This is a genomic window from Pseudomonas sp. MAG002Y, from assembly GCF_019400845.1.
Taxonomy (GTDB): Bacteria; Pseudomonadota; Gammaproteobacteria; order Pseudomonadales; family Pseudomonadaceae; genus Chryseomonas; species Chryseomonas luteola.
Genome location: NZ_WOEJ01000001.1, coordinates 53,936 through 71,324, shown reverse-complemented (window position 1 = coordinate 71,324; position 17,389 = coordinate 53,936). Strand labels below are relative to the sequence as shown.

The 17,389-nt window shown below is 52.3% G+C and carries 15 protein-coding genes; all 15 read left to right on the top strand.

Features of this window, described 5'->3' with window-relative positions; genetic code table 11:
• Positions 1–30 precede the first annotated feature (30 nt).
• Complete coding sequence (gene tsf, locus GM154_RS00350) at positions 31–900, top strand: translation elongation factor Ts (protein WP_219650575.1); 870 nt, start codon at positions 31–33, stop codon at positions 898–900.
• 190 nt (positions 901–1,090) lie between these two features.
• Entirely contained in the window at positions 1,091–1,834 is a 744-nt protein-coding gene (pyrH, locus tag GM154_RS00345; protein WP_010797379.1) for a UMP kinase, read from the top strand.
• A complete protein-coding gene (frr, locus tag GM154_RS00340; RefSeq protein ID WP_019364436.1) occupies positions 1,831–2,388 on the top strand; it encodes a ribosome recycling factor in 558 nt (185 codons plus the stop codon). The genes pyrH and frr overlap by 4 nt, the downstream gene beginning before the upstream one ends.
• A gap of 15 nt (positions 2,389–2,403) precedes the next feature.
• On the top strand, positions 2,404–3,159 hold the full coding sequence (gene uppS / locus GM154_RS00335; protein ID WP_010797381.1) for a polyprenyl diphosphate synthase: 756 nt from the start codon (positions 2,404–2,406) through the stop codon (positions 3,157–3,159).
• The gene (locus GM154_RS00330) at positions 3,153–3,968 is read left to right on the top strand and encodes a phosphatidate cytidylyltransferase (protein WP_219650574.1); all 816 of its coding nucleotides are present in this window, start codon (positions 3,153–3,155) and stop codon (positions 3,966–3,968) included. The genes uppS and GM154_RS00330 overlap by 7 nt, the downstream gene beginning before the upstream one ends.
• Positions 3,965–5,155 carry a 1-deoxy-D-xylulose-5-phosphate reductoisomerase gene (ispC, locus tag GM154_RS00325; protein WP_219650573.1) on the top strand — a complete coding sequence of 397 codons (1,191 nt, stop codon included), beginning with the start codon at positions 3,965–3,967 and terminating at the stop codon, positions 5,153–5,155. Before GM154_RS00330 ends, ispC begins: the two co-directional genes overlap by 4 nt.
• Positions 5,156–5,170: 15 nt before the next feature.
• Entirely contained in the window at positions 5,171–6,523 is a 1,353-nt protein-coding gene (gene rseP, locus GM154_RS00320; protein ID WP_219650572.1) for a sigma E protease regulator RseP, read from the top strand.
• Positions 6,524–6,597: 74 nt separating this feature from the next.
• A complete protein-coding gene (bamA, locus tag GM154_RS00315) occupies positions 6,598–8,988 on the top strand; it encodes an outer membrane protein assembly factor BamA (RefSeq protein WP_219650571.1) in 2,391 nt (796 codons plus the stop codon).
• 41 nt (positions 8,989–9,029) lie between these two features.
• Positions 9,030–9,533, top strand: a complete 504-nt coding sequence (locus tag GM154_RS00310) for an OmpH family outer membrane protein (protein ID WP_074828089.1) — start codon at positions 9,030–9,032, stop codon at positions 9,531–9,533.
• The gene (gene lpxD, locus GM154_RS00305; RefSeq protein WP_010797387.1) at positions 9,533–10,597 is read left to right on the top strand and encodes a UDP-3-O-(3-hydroxymyristoyl)glucosamine N-acyltransferase; all 1,065 of its coding nucleotides are present in this window, start codon (positions 9,533–9,535) and stop codon (positions 10,595–10,597) included. Before GM154_RS00310 ends, lpxD begins: the two co-directional genes overlap by 1 nt.
• A 42-nt stretch (positions 10,598–10,639) precedes the next feature.
• The gene (fabZ, locus tag GM154_RS00300) at positions 10,640–11,080 is read left to right on the top strand and encodes a 3-hydroxyacyl-ACP dehydratase FabZ (protein WP_010797388.1); all 441 of its coding nucleotides are present in this window, start codon (positions 10,640–10,642) and stop codon (positions 11,078–11,080) included.
• The gene (lpxA, locus tag GM154_RS00295; protein WP_010797389.1) at positions 11,077–11,853 is read left to right on the top strand and encodes an acyl-ACP--UDP-N-acetylglucosamine O-acyltransferase; all 777 of its coding nucleotides are present in this window, start codon (positions 11,077–11,079) and stop codon (positions 11,851–11,853) included. Before fabZ ends, lpxA begins: the two co-directional genes overlap by 4 nt.
• A 59-nt stretch (positions 11,854–11,912) precedes the next feature.
• Positions 11,913–13,055, top strand: a complete 1,143-nt coding sequence (gene lpxB, locus GM154_RS00290) for a lipid-A-disaccharide synthase (protein WP_374940290.1) — start codon at positions 11,913–11,915, stop codon at positions 13,053–13,055.
• Positions 13,055–13,693, top strand: coding sequence for a ribonuclease HII (gene rnhB, locus GM154_RS00285; RefSeq protein ID WP_219650570.1), 639 nt, complete (start codon positions 13,055–13,057; stop codon positions 13,691–13,693). The genes lpxB and rnhB overlap by 1 nt, the downstream gene beginning before the upstream one ends.
• 176 nt (positions 13,694–13,869) lie before the next feature.
• Positions 13,870–17,388 (top strand): DNA polymerase III subunit alpha, encoded by a 3,519-nt coding sequence (gene dnaE, locus GM154_RS00280; RefSeq protein WP_019364446.1) that lies wholly within the window; start codon positions 13,870–13,872, stop codon positions 17,386–17,388.
• Position 17,389: the final 1 nt, after the last annotated feature.

The following is a 17,389-nucleotide window of genomic DNA, read 5'->3' as shown; positions in this document are numbered from 1 at the left end:
GTTTAGACACTGATTCAAGAGGATTCGAGCATGGCAGAGATTACTGCGGCCCTGGTCAAAGAACTGCGTGAGCGTACCGGCCTTGGCATGATGGATTGCAAGAAGGCGTTGACTGCTGCCGGCGGCGACATCGAGAAAGCCATCGATGATATGCGTGCAGCTGGCGCCATCAAGGCGGCTAAGAAGGCTGGTAACATCGCTGCTGAAGGTGCGATTGCTGTCAAGGTTTCCGACGACAACAAGGCTGCTCTGATCATCGAAGTCAACTCCCAGACTGACTTCCTGGCTCTGCAGGATGACTTCAAGGCTTTCGTTGCAGATAGCTTGAATAAGGCGTTCGATCAGAAGCTGACTGATGCTGCTCCGCTGGTAGAGTCCCAGGAAGAGGCGCGTCTGGCGCTGGTTTCCAAGACAGGCGAAAACGTCACTATTCGTCGCCTGACTCGTGTAGAGGGTGATGTGATAGGTGCCTACCTGCACGGCCACCGCATCGGTGTTGTTGTTGCTCTGAACGGTGGTACGCCTGAGCTGGCTCGTGATATCGCGATGCACATTGCTGCAAGCAACCCTCAGTTCCTGAATCCTTCCCAGGTTTCTGAAGAAGCGATTGCCAAGGAAAAAGAAATCTTTCTGGCACTGAACGCAGACAAGATTGCTGGCAAGCCGGAAAATATTGTTGAAAACATGGTCAAAGGCCGTATCAACAAGTTCTTGGCTGAGGCAAGCCTGGTTGAGCAGCCTTTTGTAAAGGATCCGGAAGTTAAAGTTGGCGATCTGGCCAAGAAGGCTGGCGCTGAAATCGTTTCCTACGTCCGTTACGAAGTAGGTGAAGGTATCGAGAAAGCCGAAGTGGACTTCGCAGCTGAGGTGGCCGCTCAGGTCGCAGCCAGCAAGCAGTAAGACGCTATCGATGCTGAAAAAGAGGCTGCCCGCCACCGCGTGCGGCCTCTTTTTTCAAGTAGCGAAGGTATGGGTTTTCTTTTTTATTTGGTAACGATCCCACTATCGATGCGTCACCGCTGACGTTCCGGTTCGGTAATGGGAAAATGATTTGTTTTTTATTATTTCAAATCGTCGCAGGAGAGACTGAATGGCTCAGCAGATGAGTGGTCGCCAACCCCGTTACAAACGTATTCTGCTTAAACTCAGCGGCGAAGCCCTAATGGGATCCGAAGATTTCGGCATTGACCCAAAAGTGCTTGATCGTATGTCCTTGGAGATCGGTCAGCTTGTTGGTATCGGTGTTCAGGTCGGGCTGGTGATTGGTGGTGGTAACCTGTTCCGTGGGGCTGCGTTGTCAGCCGCAGGTATGGACCGTGTTACGGGTGACCATATGGGTATGCTGGCTACCGTTATGAATGCGCTGGCCATGCGTGATTCCCTGGAGCGCTCTAATATCCCGGCAACTGTTATGTCAGCCATCTCCATGGTGGGTGTGACTGATCAGTATGATCGCCGTAAGGCTATGCGTCAGTTGCAGAACGGCGAGGTGGTTATTTTCTCGGCTGGCACGGGTAACCCATTCTTTACCACTGATTCGGCTGCCTGCTTGCGTGCTATCGAAGTTGAGGCTGATCTGGTGCTTAAAGCAACCAAGGTCGATGGCGTGTACACTGCAGATCCTTTCAAGGACCCGAATGCGGAAAGGTTCGATCGCTTGACATATGACGAAGTGCTCGACCGTAAGCTGGGCGTGATGGACCTGACAGCAATCTGTCTGTGTCGTGATCATAAGATGCCGCTTCGGGTGTTCAATATGAATAAATCCGGCGCCTTGCTGAATATTGTTGTAGGCGGCGGAGAAGGTACTTTGATCGAAGAGGGCACAGTATGATCAATGAAATAAAGCAAGAAGCTCAAAGCCGAATGACCAAGACCATTGAAGCGCTTGGTCACGCTTTCGCCAAGATCCGTACTGGACGCGCTCATCCAAGCATTCTTGATAGCGTTATGGTGTCCTATTACGGTAGTGACACGCCGCTGCGCCAGGTGGCCAATGTGACTGTGGAAGATTCCCGTACGTTGGCGCTGACTGTTTTTGATAAAAGCATGATTCAGGCTGTTGAAAAAGCCATCATGACTTCGGATCTGGGACTGAACCCAGCGACAGCCGGGACTACCATTCGCGTCCCGATGCCGGCTCTAACTGAGGAAACTCGAAAGGGTTTCACTAAGCAGGCGCGCCAGGAGGCTGAACAGGCTCGTGTTTCCGTGCGGAATATTCGCCGTGATGCGCTGGCTCAGTTGAAGGATCTCCTCAAGGAAAAGGAAATCAGCGAAGACGAAGAGCGTCGTGCGCAGGATGAGATCCAGAAATTGACTGATAAATATGTCGCTGAGGTCGATAAGGCCTTGGAGGCTAAGGAAACTGATTTGATGGCCGTTTGACGGCAGGGATGCAAGATGGGCAATAGCGACCCTAGTTCTGTAGTACCGCGTCATGTCGCCATTATCATGGATGGTAATAACCGCTGGGCTCGCCGGCGGTTACTGCCTGGAGTGGCAGGACATAGAGCTGGTGTCGACGCTGTTCGTGCGGCTATAGAAGTCTGTGCGGACGCCGGTGTCGAAGTGCTCACGTTGTTTGCGTTTTCCAGTGAAAACTGGCGGCGCCCGACTGATGAAGTCAGTGCATTGATGGAGCTGTTTCTATCAGCGCTTCGACGGGAAGCCAAAAAGCTCGATCAGAACGGCATACGTCTTCGCATCATTGGAGATCGTTCCAGGTTTCATCCTGAACTGCAGCGTGAGATGGAGCAGGCAGAAGCCTTGACTGCTGGTCATACAAGACTGGTACTCCAGGTGGCTGCCAATTATGGTGGTCAGTGGGACATCGCCCAGGCGGCCCAGCGGCTGGCGCAGGCAGTCAAGGAGGGTACGCTTGAGCCTGAGCGGATAACGCCTGAGTTACTTCAGAACTGCTTGACCACCGCAGGCATGCCTTTACCTGATCTATGTATCCGTACGGGTGGAGAGCATCGCATCAGCAATTTCCTGCTCTGGCAATTGGCTTATGCGGAGCTATATTTTTCCGACTTGTTCTGGCCTGACTTCAAACATGAGGCTATGCGTAAGGCGTTGGCGGATTATGCGACGCGGCAAAGACGCTTTGGAAAGACCAGTGAACAGATTGAAGCAGAAGTGAGAGCATCATGCTAAAGCAAAGGGTCCTTACCGCTCTGGTGTTGCTGCCCATAGCGATTGGGGGCTTCTTTTTGCTAGAAGGTGGGATATTCGCTGCCTTTATCGGAGCAGTGGTTTCCCTGGGTGCTTGGGAGTGGGCTCGGCTTTCCGGGCTCGTCTCTCAGGCGGCTCGTGTAGGTTATGCAGCTGTAATTGCTTTCCTTCTTCTGCTCTGCTGGCAGATGCCTCAGCTGGCGTTGGCTATCCTGCCGATGGCAGCGGCTTGGTGGATTTTTGCTGCCGTGCTCGTTATGACCTATCCAGAAAGCGCTCATTACTGGAAGTCAACTTGGCGACGCCTTTTGATTGGTGTGGCTATCCTGGTTCCTGCCTGGCAGGGGTTGATCCTGCTGAAGCAGTGGCCTCTCAATAATTGGCTTATTCTTGGTGTCATGCTGCTGGTATGGGTGGCTGACATTGGTGCTTATTTTTCCGGCAAGGCATTTGGCAAGCGCAAGCTTGCTCCCAAGGTAAGTCCAGGTAAAAGCTGGGAGGGCATGATTGGCGGCCTGATAGCCAGTCTTGTGCTGACATTGGGTGTAGGTCTCTATCGCGGATGGGATGCCAATACTCTGATTAAGGCTCTGATCGGTGCTTCGCTGGTTGTCGTTGTTTCGGTTGTAGGTGATCTTACGGAAAGCATGTTCAAGCGACAGGTGGGGCTTAAGGACAGTAGCCAGCTTCTACCTGGGCATGGCGGCATCATGGATCGTATTGATAGTCTGACTGCTGCAGTGCCTCTTTACGCAGCGCTTCTCTGGTGGTCGGGCTGGGGTGTTATGTGACTAGTCCTCAAAACATCACCGTACTGGGTGCTACCGGATCGATCGGTCTCAGTACTTTAGATGTCATTGCACGTCATCCTGATCGTTACAGGGCATTTGCGTTAACTGGCTATACCAGGCTCGATGAGCTCGGAGCGCTTTGTATTACTCATGAGCCGAGGTTCGCTGTAGTGCCGGGCGGCGCTCAGGCCGAAGAGCTGGAGCGCAGAATCAAGGCGGCCGGACTCTCGACGCAAGTGCTGGTCGGTGAGGCAGGGCTAAGTGAAGTATCAGCTCATCCTGATGTTGATGCTGTTATGGCTGCTATCGTTGGCGCGGCAGGTCTTAAGCCTACCCTTGCAGCCGTCAAGGAAGGAAAAAAGGTTCTCCTTGCCAATAAAGAGGCGCTTGTCATGAGCGGCTCCCTGTTTATGCAGGCTGTCAAAACGTACAACGCAAAGCTGTTACCAATTGATAGTGAGCACAATGCCATTTTTCAATGCCTGCCAATAGGCTATGAAGAGGGACTGGTGGCAAAAGGGGTGCGGCGAATTTTGCTGACGGCGTCAGGCGGGCCTTTCCGTGAAACCTCATTGGACGTATTGCGTGACGTTACGCCTGATCAGGCGTGCGCGCATCCTAACTGGTCGATGGGACGTAAAATTTCAGTAGACTCTGCCACCATGATGAACAAGGGGTTGGAGTTCATTGAGGCCTGTTGGTTGTTCAATGCAAGGCCTGATCAGGTTGAAGTTGTTGTTCATCCTCAAAGTGTTATCCATTCGTTAGTGGACTACATTGACGGTTCGGTTCTTGCGCAGTTGGGCAATCCCGATATGCGTACGCCAATTGCTCATGCATTGGCATGGCCTGAGCGAATAGAGTCCGGGGTTAGCCCTCTTGACCTGTTTACAGTAGCACGGCTTGATTTTCAAAAGCCTGATGAGCAACGCTTTCCTTGCCTCAGGTTGGCGAGAGAAGCTATTAGCGCAGGTGGCACCGCGCCTGCCATATTGAACGCTGCGAACGAAGTGGCAGTAGATGCCTTTCTAAACGGCAGGGCACGCTTTGATGAGATACCGCAGATCATCGAGGCTGTGCTCCAGCAGGAAACAATCTCTGCCGTAACCGATCTTGAATGTGTCATGCAAGCGGATCGCCATGCCAGAGATTTAGCCAATGTCTGGCTTGAGCGCCACAGGCGCTAAGCGCGGAGGAACGCCATGAGTGCACTATATATGATTCTTGGAACCCTGATTGCATTAGGGGTGTTGGTTACTTTCCATGAGTTTGGGCACTTTTGGGTTGCTCGTCGATGTGGTGTCAAGGTCCTGCGTTTCTCTGTTGGATTTGGTAAGGCGCTATTTCGTTGGCATGACAGGCAGGGAACTGAGTTCGTAGTAGCAGCAATACCGCTTGGCGGTTATGTAAAAATGCTGGACGAGCGAGAAGGGGAGGTTTCTGCTGACCAGCTCGACCAGACGTTCAATCGTAAGTCTGTATATCAGCGTATCGCTATCGTAGCGGCGGGTCCGGTGGCCAATTTCTTATTGGCTATCGTGTTCTTTTGGGCTCTGGCCATGCTTGGAACTCAGCAGGTCAAGCCTGTCGTCGGAAAAGTCGATGAAGGTAGTCTTGCTGCACAAGCAGGCTTGCAGGCAAACGATGAAATTGTCTCGGTTGATGGGAAGGCCGTTTCCGGATGGGGTGAGGTCAATCTCAAGCTGGTTCGCCGTCTCGGTGAAACGGGTACGTTGGTCGTGGAAACTCGCGAGTCTGGTAACAGTCAGCAAGAAGTACATTCCATTCGGCTTGATGGTTGGCTCAAGGACTCTGATAGCCCGGACCCTATTGGATCTCTCGGCATACACCCATGGCGTCCGGCACTGCTACCTGTTGTGGCTGAACTAGATCCTGAAGGGCCTGCCTCCAGAGCAGGTATTCAGTCTGGTGATCGTATTGTTTCGGTTGAGGGTTCATCGGTTAACGACTGGCAAGAGGTGGTCGATTATGTTCGTGCCCACCCGAATCAAACAGTAAACCTAGTGCTTAATCGTTCCGGAATTGAGCGCTCTGTCCCAGTTATGCTTTCTAGTAAAGGTGATGCAAAAAGTGCCTCTGGCTACTTGGGCGCTGGTGTCAAGGGCGTGGAATGGCCCTCTGAAATGCTTCGGGAAGTCAGCTATGGCCCGCTGGAGGCCGTAGGTCAGGGACTTTTGCGCACTTGGACCATGAGTTTGCTGACGCTCGACTCGCTTAAGAAAATGTTGCTTGGGGAACTCTCGGTAAAAAACTTGAGTGGGCCGATAACCATTGCTAAAGTGGCGGGCGCTTCTGCCCAGTCAGGTGTCAGTGACTTCTTAAACTTCCTGGCCTACCTGAGCATAAGCCTTGGGGTTTTAAACCTGCTTCCTGTGCCGGTACTGGACGGTGGACATTTGTTGTTCTACTTCGTCGAGTGGGCAAGAGGGAAACCTGTATCCGAGCGCATTCAGGCGTGGGGTATGCAGATTGGTATAAGCCTAATTGTTGGTGTCATGTTACTGGCTCTGGTCAATGACCTTGGGCGTCTGTAACTCGCCGCTGAACGCTTAGTCTGCCGTATAAGCGGTAGGCTATTTATTTGTCAGTTGGAATAAAAAAGGGACTCATGAAACGCTTGCTGCTACCTGCGGTAATAGCCGCGCTGATGATCGGCGAGGTTCACGCCGAGTCCTTCACCATCTCCGATATTCGTGTAAACGGTTTGCAGAGGGTTTCTGCCGGAAGCGTTTTCGGTGCATTACCTCTTAACGTAGGCGATGCTGTAGATGATCGTCGCCTTTCCGATGCGACTCGCTCCCTGTTCCGTACGGGTTTTTTCCAAGATATTCAATTAGGGCGTGACGGTAACGTCCTGGTTGTGAGCGTAGTTGAGCGCCCCTCGATTTCAAGCATCACTATTGAGGGCAACAAGGCGATCTCAGAAGACGACCTTAAAAAAGGTCTTCAACAATCGGGTTTGGCTGAAGGTGAAATTTTCCAGCAGGCAACGCTGGAAGGTGTGCGCAATGAGCTGCTTCGTCAGTATGTTGCTCAAGGTCGCTATTCTGCCAATATCGAAACCGAGGTTATTCCGCAGCCACGTAACCGCGTTCAGTTGAAAATCAAAATCAACGAAGGTGAAGTGGCAACGATCTCTCAGGTCAATATTGTCGGAAATCATGTGTTTCCAGAGCAGGATCTAATTGATCTGTTCGAATTGAAGAAAAGCCATCTGCTTTCTTTCTTCAAAAACGACGATAAATATTCCCGTGAAAAACTTTCTGGCGATCTTGAGCGCTTGCGCTCCTATTACCTTGATCGTGGTTATATCAATATGGATATCACCTCGACTCAGGTATCGATTACGCCTGATAAGAAACACGTCTATATTACAGTCAACGTCAACGAAGGTGAAAAATACACCGTTCGGGATGTAAAACTTTCAGGTGACCTGAAAGTGCCGGAAGAAGAAATTCGCAGGCTGATGTTGGTACAGCCCGGACAGGTGTTCTCTCGAAAGGTGATGACTGGCACCTCAGATCTGATCACCCGCCGCCTCGGGAATGAAGGTTATACGTTCGCTAATGTGAACGGTGTACCGGAACCACATGATGATGACCATACGGTTTCGTTGACCTTTGTAGTCGATCCCGGCAAGCGTGCCTATGTAAATCGTATCAATTTCCGTGGCAATACCAAGACGGAAGATGAAGTCCTTCGGCGCGAAATGCGCCAGATGGAAGGTGGCTGGGCCTCCACTTACCTGATTGATCAGTCCAAAACCCGTTTGGAACGTCTGGGCTATTTCAAGGAAGTCAATGTCGAGACGCCGCAGGTTCCTGGCACTGACGATCAGGTCGACGTTAATTACTCTGTGGAAGAGCAACCGTCTGGCTCTATTACCGCAAGTGTTGGCTTTGCTCAAAGTGCGGGTTTGATCCTGGGTGGATCCATCAGCCAGAGCAACTTCCTAGGTACTGGTAACCGGGTGAGCATCGGACTGACGCGGAGTCAGTACCAGACTCGTTACAACTTTAGCTTTACCGATCCGTATTGGACTGATGATGGCGTAAGCTTGGGCTATAACGCGTTCTATCGTTCAACCAACTATGATGATCTGGATGTTGATGTTTCCAGTTACTCCATTAATAGCCTTGGCTTTGGAGTGAATTTCGGCTATCCAATCAGTGAAACGTCTCGACTGAACTTTGGGCTTGGTGTTCAGCGCGATGAGCTTGATCCGAACAGATACACTGTAGATGAGGTGTATAAGTTCATTCAGCAAGAGGGCGATAGCTTTACTAACTTCAAGGCGTCTATCGGCTGGTCTGAGTCCACGCTCAATAAAGGCGTCTTGGCTACCCGTGGTCACTCGCAAAGCCTGTCTTTGGAGGCCACCATTCCCGGTAGTGACCTGAACTATTACAAGCTTGATTACCGTGGCCAAATCTTTGCGGGATTGACGCAGAATACTGCACTTCGCTTCCACACAGAGCTCGGTTACGGCGATGGCTATGGTTCTACTAGTGGGTTGCCATTTTACGAAAACTATTATGCTGGTGGCTTCAACTCGGTTCGTGGTTTTGAAGACAGTAGTCTAGGTCCTCGTAGTACACCTGCTGGAGCGGGAGTGGCAGCGAACGACCCTGCGCGATATTCCGCTCTTGGTCAGGAAAAAGATCCTGACCAAGACGCTGAACCGTTCGGTGGTAATGTGTTGATCACAGGCGGGGCCGAATATCTGTTCCCCTTGCCTTTTGTGAAAGATCAGCGTCAGTTGCGAACAGTGCTGTTCTGGGATGTAGGTAGTGTTTTCGACACCAAGTGCCGTCTAGTCGACAAAAATAGTGCTAGCTGTAACAAGGTCAGCTTTTCCAATATGGCAAGCTCTGTGGGTGTTGGCTTGACTTGGGTAACTGCGTTGGGTCCGTTAAGCTTCAGTCTGGGTATGCCCGTCAAGAAGCCTGATAATGCCGATACGCAGGTATTCCAGTTCTCGCTGGGCCAGACGTTCTAATTGATCCAACTCTATATCGCGTTTAAACGCAGGAGTGCATTGTGCGTAAGTTCTTCCGTTTCGCCTTGATCGCCGCCGCTGTTGTTGCCACCCCGGCTTTTGCCGAGATGAAGATTGCGGTGCTCAATTATCAAATGGCACTCCTGGAGTCGGATGCGGCAAAAAAATACGCTGTAGACGCTGAGAAAAAGTTCGGCCCACAGCTTAACAAGCTGAAGGCACTGGAAGGTGACGCAAAGAATATTCAAAGTCGCCTTGCTGCCGGGGGCGATAAAATGAAAGATTCTGAGCGTGACCGTCTTGAGTCGGACTTCAAGCAGAAAGCGCGTGACTTCCAGTTTCAGTCAAAAGAGCTGAACGAAGCCAAGGCCGCAGCTGATCGCGATATGTTGAAGCAGCTCAAGCCGAAGCTGGATAAAGCGGTGGAAGAGGTATTGAAGAAGGGCAATTACGACATCGTCATCGAGCGTGGCGCTGTGGTTGATGCCAAGCCTCAATATGATATTACACGTGATGTTATCGAGCGGATGAACCAGAACCGCTAATGATGACCTCTACCACTTACACTCTAAGGCAGCTGGCAGAGCGCCTTGGAGCTGAGCTCCGGGGAAACCCGGAGCTTCTCATTTCTGGTCTTGCGACATTGCAGGATGCCCAGCCCGAGCAATTGAGTTTCCTTGCCAATGCCCAGTACAAGAAATACTTGGCTGACACCAAAGCGGGTGCTGTGATCCTGCATCCGACTGAGGTGGAAGGTTTTTCAGGCAATTGCCTGGTAATCGCCAATCCCTACCTTGCCTATGCGCAGCTTTCCCATCTGTTTGATCGAAAACCTCTGCCGAAAGCTGGTATTCATCCTTCCGCTCTGGTCGCTGAGGATGCTTTTGTAGACCCTACGGCAAGTGTCGGTGCGTATGCAGTTATCGAGTCAGGTGTATCGATAGGTGCAGGTGTTGTCATTGGAGCGCATTGCTTCGTCGGTGCTCGTAGTCAGATCGGCGAAAACGGATGGCTTGCACCGCGAGTTACGCTGTATCACGACGTTCGAGTTGGGAAGCGAGTGGTTATCCAGTCTGGCGCCGTTATCGGCGGCGAGGGATTTGGTTTTGCGAACCATCAGGGGCAATGGAAAAAAATTGCTCAGCTGGGTGGTGTCAGTATTGGCGATGATGTCGAGATTGGCGCCAATACTACTATCGATCGAGGCGCGCTGGCCGACACGATCATCAGTAATGGCGTTAAGCTCGACAACCAGATAATGATTGCTCACAACGTACAAATTGGTGAGCACACAGCGATGGCGGCTTGCGTAGGGATCTCGGGCAGTACCAAGATCGGACGCCATTGCACGATTGCCGGCGGTGTCGGCATGGTTGGACATATTGAGGTCTGCGATAACGTTTTCGTTACTGGCATGACCATGGTTACCCGCTCGATTACCGAGCCAGGCGCTTATTCTTCCGGCACGGCAATGCAGCCTGCTGCCGAATGGAGAAAAAGTGCGGCTCGTATCCGTCACCTGGATGATATGGCTCGGCGTCTGCAGCTTCTCGAAAAAACAGTAGCTGCCGTGACCTTACAGGATGACGCTGCTTCTGATGCAGAGTAACGCATCGGGCGTTTCCTTTTTTTTGAACAGGCCTCTCCAGATATGATGGACATTAACGAGATTCGCGAATACTTGCCTCACCGCTACCCGTTCCTGTTGGTGGACCGGGTAGTGGAGCTGGACATTGAAGGCAAGCGTATTCGTGCCTACAAAAATGTCAGCATCAACGAACCCTTTTTTAATGGTCATTTCCCTCAGCATCCCATTATGCCGGGTGTTTTGATTATCGAAGCAATGGCGCAAGCGGCAGGGATTCTTGGTTTCAAGATGATGAATTCTTCTCCGGCAGAGGGAACCCTGTATTACTTTGTCGGCTCGGATAACATGCGCTTTCGTCAGCCTGTTTTGCCGGGCGATCAGTTGCAGCTGGAAGCTCGTTTCATTAGTTGCAAGCGCGGCATTTGGAAGTTCGAATGCCAGGCAACAGTTGACGAGAAAGCGGTATGCTCTGCTGAAATTATCTGTGCGGAACGCAAACTATGAGTTTGATCGACCCTAGGGCGATCATTGAGCCAGGCGCCAAACTGGCTGACGACGTCAAGGTTGGGCCTTGGTCCATCGTAGGCGCCGATGTTGAAGTGGGTGAGGGCACGGTCATAGGCCCGCACGTTATACTGCATGGACCAACGGTCATCGGTAAGCACAACCGCATCTACCAGTTTTCTACGATTGGAGAGGACACCCCAGACCTCAAGTACAAGGGTGAACCTACGCGCCTTGTTATTGGTGACCATAATGTCATTCGCGAGGGTGTCACGATCCATCGGGGGACCGTTCAGGACCGTAGCGAAACCACTATAGGTGACCATAACCTGCTGATGGCATATGTCCACATCGGGCATGACAGTGTGATAGGCAATAACTGCATTCTGGTCAATAACACGGCGTTGGCAGGGCATGTCCATGTGGATGATTGGGCAATTTTGTCCGGTTACACACTGGTACATCAGTTCTGCCGTATCGGTGCACACAGCTTTTCAGGTATGGGCACTGCCATCGGTAAGGATGTGCCTGCCTACGTAACGGTCTTTGGCAACCCGGCCGAAGCGCGCAGCATGAATTTTGAAGGCTTGCGCCGCCGTGGTTTTTCCAGTGAAGCGATTCATGCCCTCCGTCGTGCTTACAAGGTTGTCTACCGCCAAGGTTTGACGGTTGACGAAGCATTGAAGGAATTGGAGCAGGTTGCTCTTGAGTTTCCCGAAGTTGCAGTCTTCAGGGACTCTATAGTCAGCTCCACACGCGGCATAACACGTTAATCCTTTCAAGGCCGCAGATGCGGCCTTCAGTTTATATTGGCGCTATTAAAGAGCTGGGTATGTCTGCCTTGAATCGACCCTTGCGAATCGCTCTCGTTGCCGGTGAGGCTTCTGGGGATATTTTGGGCTCAGGCCTTATGAGAGCGCTTAAAGCACGGCATTCGGCTGTCGAGTTCATTGGTGTTGGCGGTCCGCGCATGGAGGCAGAGGGCATGAGCTCGGCCTTTCCCATGGAGCGACTCTCCGTCATGGGGCTGGTAGAGGTGCTAGGCCGGCTTCGAGAGCTTTTGCGACGTCGAAAAGAGCTTATCCAGACACTCATACAGGCCCGCCCCGATGTCTTTATTGGCATTGATGCGCCAGATTTCGTACTTGAAATGGAGCAGCAGCTTCGTGCCGCAGGGATACCGACTGTTCATTATGTCAGTCCCTCTGTCTGGGCATGGCGGCAAAAGCGTGTTCTTAAGATTCGTGAGGCCTGCGATCTCATGTTGACGTTGTTTCCTTTCGAAGCCCGCTTCTATGAGGAAAAGCAGGTTCCCGTACGTTTCGTTGGCCACCCGCTGGCCGATACCATTCCGCTTGATCCTGATCGCACGCTTGCCCGCAAAGTTTTGGGCTTACCGCCAGATGGGCCTGTCGTTGCTTTGCTCCCAGGAAGTCGTGGTGGTGAAGTTTCACGGCTGGGTGCTCTTTTTTTCGATGCCGCAGAACGGTTGAGTGCGTTAAGGCCTGATATTCAATTTGTATTGCCTTGTGCCAATGAGCATCGGCGTAAGCAGATAGAGTCTTTACTAGAAGGCCGCTCTGTTCGTGTGATGTTGACTCAGGGGCAGTCACATGAAGTGCTGGCCAGCTGTAATGCTGTGCTTATTGCTTCAGGAACGGCCACGTTGGAAGCAATGCTATTTAAACGTCCAATGGTGGTTGCCTATAAGGTCGCCCCATTGACGTACTGCATCTTGAAACGGATGGTAAGGAGTCCTTATATCTCTTTACCGAACTTGCTGGCAGGCAAGCCTCTTGTTCCTGAGTTGATTCAGGACGATGCCACGGCAGAAAGATTGGTAAACGCGATATTGCCTCTTTTGGATGATCCCTCTATGCAAACAGAAGGATTTGAAGCTATTCATCACGCATTACGTCAGGACGCGTCACGACAAGCCGCAGATGCAGTACTGACGCTTATTGGGGCTGATTGATGCAATTGGGTTTGGATTTCACATTGGTGCAGGAATTGGTCGCAGGTGTCGATGAAGTAGGACGAGGTCCCTTATGTGGGCCTGTCGTTACCGCTGCTGTGATCCTGGACCCAGCACGTCCTATCCATGGGCTCAACGACTCTAAAAAGCTTACCAAGGCGCGCCGCGAGGCGTTGTTTGAAGAAATTCATGAAAAGGCATTGGCATGCTGTATCGCTCGCGCCGATGTTCATGAAATTGATGAGGTCAATATCCTTCATGCAACCATGCTGGCAATGAAGCGGGCGGTTGAAGGACTGGCTGTTTTACCCAAGCTGGCCTTGATCGATGGTAATCGCTGCCCGGTACTGTCGGTTCCAAGTGCTGCGGTGATCAAGGGTGACAGTCAGGTGCCTGCTATCGCAGCAGCGTCTATATTGGCTAAGGTCACTCGAGATCGGGAAATGGCAGAAATGGATCTGCTTTATCCAGGATATGGCTTGGCAGGTCACAAGGGGTATCCCACAGCTGAGCATCTGGATGCACTTAAACGGCTTGGCCCCACGCCTATACATCGACGCTCATTCGCGCCCGTGCGGGATGCTTTTGCTGCGTTGGAAGTCAGCGTGAAGCAGGTTACAGGGGCTATGGCGCTCTAATCGAAGATTAATAAAAAGCGAGCCGACGGACGGCGACGCCTGTGTTTTCTAGGCTGAACAGTGTTGGCGCGTTCATTTGCCTGAGCATGCATATCTGCTCATTCCTATCAAGCTTCTAGCTTGTCCTCCCGGTTAGTACAATTCCGGTTCGTTTTTGCATGATTGTCGGGGTTTCCATGACCGTATCCTTTGTTCACTTGCGTTTGCATACTGAATATTCGCTGGTTGATGGTCTGGTCAGGGTAAAGCCCTTGGTCAAGTCGGTAGCGGGAGCAGGCATGCCTGCTGTAGCTGTGACAGACCAGAATAATTTGTGCTCGCTGGTAAAGTTTTACAAGGCTGCTATGGGTGCGGGTATCAAGCCCATCTGTGGCGCCGACCTGTGGCTGGCCAATCCTGACGAGGAGGGGCCGCTTACCCGCCTCACCTTGCTGGTTATGAACAAGCAAGGCTATAGAAATCTGACTGAGCTGGTTTCGCGCGGTTATCAGGAAGGACAGCACGAAGGCCAGATCATTGTCCAGCGTGAGTGGGTCAAGGCGGCTGCCGACGGCTTGATTGCGCTTTCCGGCTCTAAAGAGGGTGAGGTGGGGCTGGCCTTGCTAGCGGGTGACAATCTACGCGCCGAGCGGTTGTTAGGTGAATGGCTGGACGTCTTTGGTGATCGTTTTTACCTGGAGGTGCAGCGTACCCAGCGCGTTAATGATGAAGAGCATCTTCACGCCGCGGTTGCCTTGGCGGATCGTTGCAACGTACCGCTTGTAGCAACCAACGATGTTCGTTTTATCAAGCAGGACGATTTCGAGGCCCATGAAACGAGGGTCTGCATTGGCGAGGGGCGGGTACTCGATGATCCGTTGCGTCCTCGTACCTATAGCGATCAACAGTACCTCAAGTCTCCTGAGGAGATGTGGGAGCTTTTTAGTGATCTGCCAGAGGCCTTAGAAAATACGGTCGAAATCGCCAAGCGCTGCAACATTGAAGTGCAGCTTGGCAAATATTTCTTGCCTAATTTCCCCATTCCCGAAGGCATGACCATTGACGATTATCTGCGAAAGGTATCGTTTGACGGATTGGAAGAGCGCCTAGCGGTACTCCTGCCTAAGGAAACGCCGGATTACGAGGCCAAGCGGCAGGTCTATGTGGATCGCTTGAACTTCGAGCTGAATATCATCATTCAGATGGGGTTTCCTGGCTACTTCCTCATCGTAATGGACTTCATTCAGTGGGCGAAGAACAATGGCGTCCCGGTGGGGCCGGGTCGTGGGTCGGGTGCTGGCTCGCTGGTCGCGTATGTGCTGAAAATTACGGATCTGGATCCACTAGCCTATGATCTGCTGTTCGAGCGCTTCCTTAACCCTGAACGTATTTCCATGCCTGACTTCGATGTCGATTTCTGCATGGATGGTCGTGACCGCGTAATTGATTATGTTGCGGGTGCCTATGGGCGTAACGCGGTCAGTCAGATCATCACCTTTGGCACCATGGCGGCAAAGGCGGTGGTTCGTGACGTTGCTCGTGTGCAGGGTAAGTCTTATGGTCTGGCCGACAGATTGTCCAAGATGATCCCCTTCGAAGTAGGCATGACGCTTCAGAAAGCCTATGAGCAGGAGGAGATGCTTCGTGACTTCCTCAAGGTCGACGAAGAGGCCCAGGAAATCTGGGACATGGCGCTCAAACTGGAGGGGATTACTCGGGGAACCGGTAAGCATGCGGGTGGTGTGGTAATCGCACCTACCAAACTGACAGACTTCTCTCCCGTTTCTTGCGATGAGGACGGTAACGGACTGGTTACCCAGTTCGATAAGGACGATGTAGAGCAAGCGGGCCTGGTGAAGTTCGACTTTCTGGGTTTGCGAACGTTGACCATCATCAAATGGGCAATGGAAACGATCAACCGGGAGCACGCTGCAAAAGGGCTCGACCCAGTTAACATCGACTTTATCCCGCTAGATGACAAGAAGACCTACGATCTCTTGCAGAAGGCGGAGACGACGGCCGTGTTCCAGCTGGAATCCCGCGGCATGAAAGAGCTGATCAAAAAGCTCAAGCCCGACTGCCTAGAAGACCTGATTGCATTGGTGGCCTTGTTCCGTCCGGGGCCGCTGCAGTCAGGCATGGTAGATGACTTCATCAACCGAAAGCACGGCCGTGCCGAGCTGGCCTATCCCCACCCCGATTATCAGTATGAAGGGCTCAAGCCTGTCCTGGCTCCCACCTATGGCATCATCCTGTATCAAGAGCAGGTTATGCAGATTGCCCAGGTCATGGGGGGCTATACCCTGGGTCAGGCCGACATGCTGCGTCGCGCCATGGGTAAGAAAAAACCGGAGGAAATGGCCAAGCAGCGGGGCGGCTTTATTGAAGGTTGTGCCAATAATGGCATCGATGCTGAGCTTGCCGGTAACATCTTTGATCTGGTAGAGAAATTTGCGGGTTATGGCTTCAACAAGTCCCACTCGGCTGCCTATGGTCTGGTGTCCTATCAAACTGCCTGGCTGAAAGCGCATTTCCCTGCGCCGTTCATGGCTGCGGTGTTGTCAGCGGATATGCACAACACCGACAAGGTGGTAATCCTCATTGAGGAATGCCGCCATATGAAACTGCGGATCGATGCGCCGGATGTGAATATCTCTGACTTCAAGTTCACTGTAAATGAAGGTGGACGCATCGTTTACGGTCTTGGTGCTATCAAGGGGGTTGGTGAGGGTCCGGTAGAGGCGATTGTGGAAGCGCGCCAGGAGGGGCCTTTCAAGGATCTGTTCGATTTCTGCGACCGTGTCGATCTCAAGCGCATCAACAAACGTACCCTTGAAGCGCTTATTCGCTCGGGAGCGCTGGATCGCCTGGGGCCGCATTATCATGACGAGCTCAAGGCCTACCAGGCGACTATCGATCAGAATCGCTCAGTGCTGTTGGCCGCAATGGAAGAGGCGATTGCGGCAGCCGAGCAAACGGCACGGAGCAATAACAGTGGGCATATGGATTTATTCGGGGGTGTATTTGCCGAGCCGGAAGCCGATGTCTACGTTAATCATTACAAGGCACGAGCGCTGACGCTCAAGGAGCGTCTGCGGGGAGAGAAGGAAACCCTCGGCCTGTACCTGACGGGGCATCCGATCGATGAGTATGAGGGTGAAGTACGGCGACTGGCTCGCCAGCGTATCGTGGACCTCAAGCCCTCTCGTGAAACCCAGACAGTTGCCGGCCTTATCGTTAATCTGCGTGTGATGAAAAACAAGCGCGGCGATAAGATGGGGTTTGTTACACTGGATGATCGCTCGGGCCGGATTGAGGCTTCGCTGTTTGCCGAAGCATTTCATGCTGCTCAGTCTTTGTTGCAGACTGACGCCTTGGTCATTGTTGAGGGCGAAGTCAGCCAGGATGATTTCTCGGGCGGCTTGAGACTGCGCGCCAAGCGCGTGCTGGGCCTGGAAGAGGCTCGCACCGCATTGGCTGAAAGTCTGCGCATCTCGGTTGCAAGCGATGCATTGAAAGGCGACCGTCTTCGGTGGTTGGCCGACCTCTGTACCAAGCATCGGGGCGCTTGCCCGGTTACGCTGGATTATCGAAGCCAGGATGCCAGGGCCCTGCTGCAATTTGGCGAGCAGTGGAGAATCGATCCTGGTGATGGCCTGATACAGGCACTACGTGACCAGTTTGGAAGAGAAAACGTCTTCCTGAACTACCGTTGAT

Coding starts and splice junctions, on each gene's coding strand:
- lpxD (WP_010797387.1), top strand. CDS start 9,533: ATGATGACCTCTACCACTTACACTCTAAGGCAGCTGGCAGAGCGCCTT.
- pyrH (WP_010797379.1), top strand. CDS start 1,091: ATGGCTCAGCAGATGAGTGGTCGCCAACCCCGTTACAAACGTATTCTG.
- fabZ (WP_010797388.1), top strand. CDS start 10,640: ATGATGGACATTAACGAGATTCGCGAATACTTGCCTCACCGCTACCCG.
- bamA (WP_219650571.1), top strand. CDS start 6,598: ATGAAACGCTTGCTGCTACCTGCGGTAATAGCCGCGCTGATGATCGGC.
- rseP (WP_219650572.1), top strand. CDS start 5,171: ATGAGTGCACTATATATGATTCTTGGAACCCTGATTGCATTAGGGGTG.
- uppS (WP_010797381.1), top strand. CDS start 2,404: ATGGGCAATAGCGACCCTAGTTCTGTAGTACCGCGTCATGTCGCCATT.
- lpxB (WP_374940290.1), top strand. CDS start 11,913: ATGTCTGCCTTGAATCGACCCTTGCGAATCGCTCTCGTTGCCGGTGAG.
- tsf (WP_219650575.1), top strand. CDS start 31: ATGGCAGAGATTACTGCGGCCCTGGTCAAAGAACTGCGTGAGCGTACC.
- GM154_RS00330 (WP_219650574.1), top strand. CDS start 3,153: ATGCTAAAGCAAAGGGTCCTTACCGCTCTGGTGTTGCTGCCCATAGCG.
- lpxA (WP_010797389.1), top strand. CDS start 11,077: ATGAGTTTGATCGACCCTAGGGCGATCATTGAGCCAGGCGCCAAACTG.
- dnaE (WP_019364446.1), top strand. CDS start 13,870: ATGACCGTATCCTTTGTTCACTTGCGTTTGCATACTGAATATTCGCTG.
- rnhB (WP_219650570.1), top strand. CDS start 13,055: ATGCAATTGGGTTTGGATTTCACATTGGTGCAGGAATTGGTCGCAGGT.
- frr (WP_019364436.1), top strand. CDS start 1,831: ATGATCAATGAAATAAAGCAAGAAGCTCAAAGCCGAATGACCAAGACC.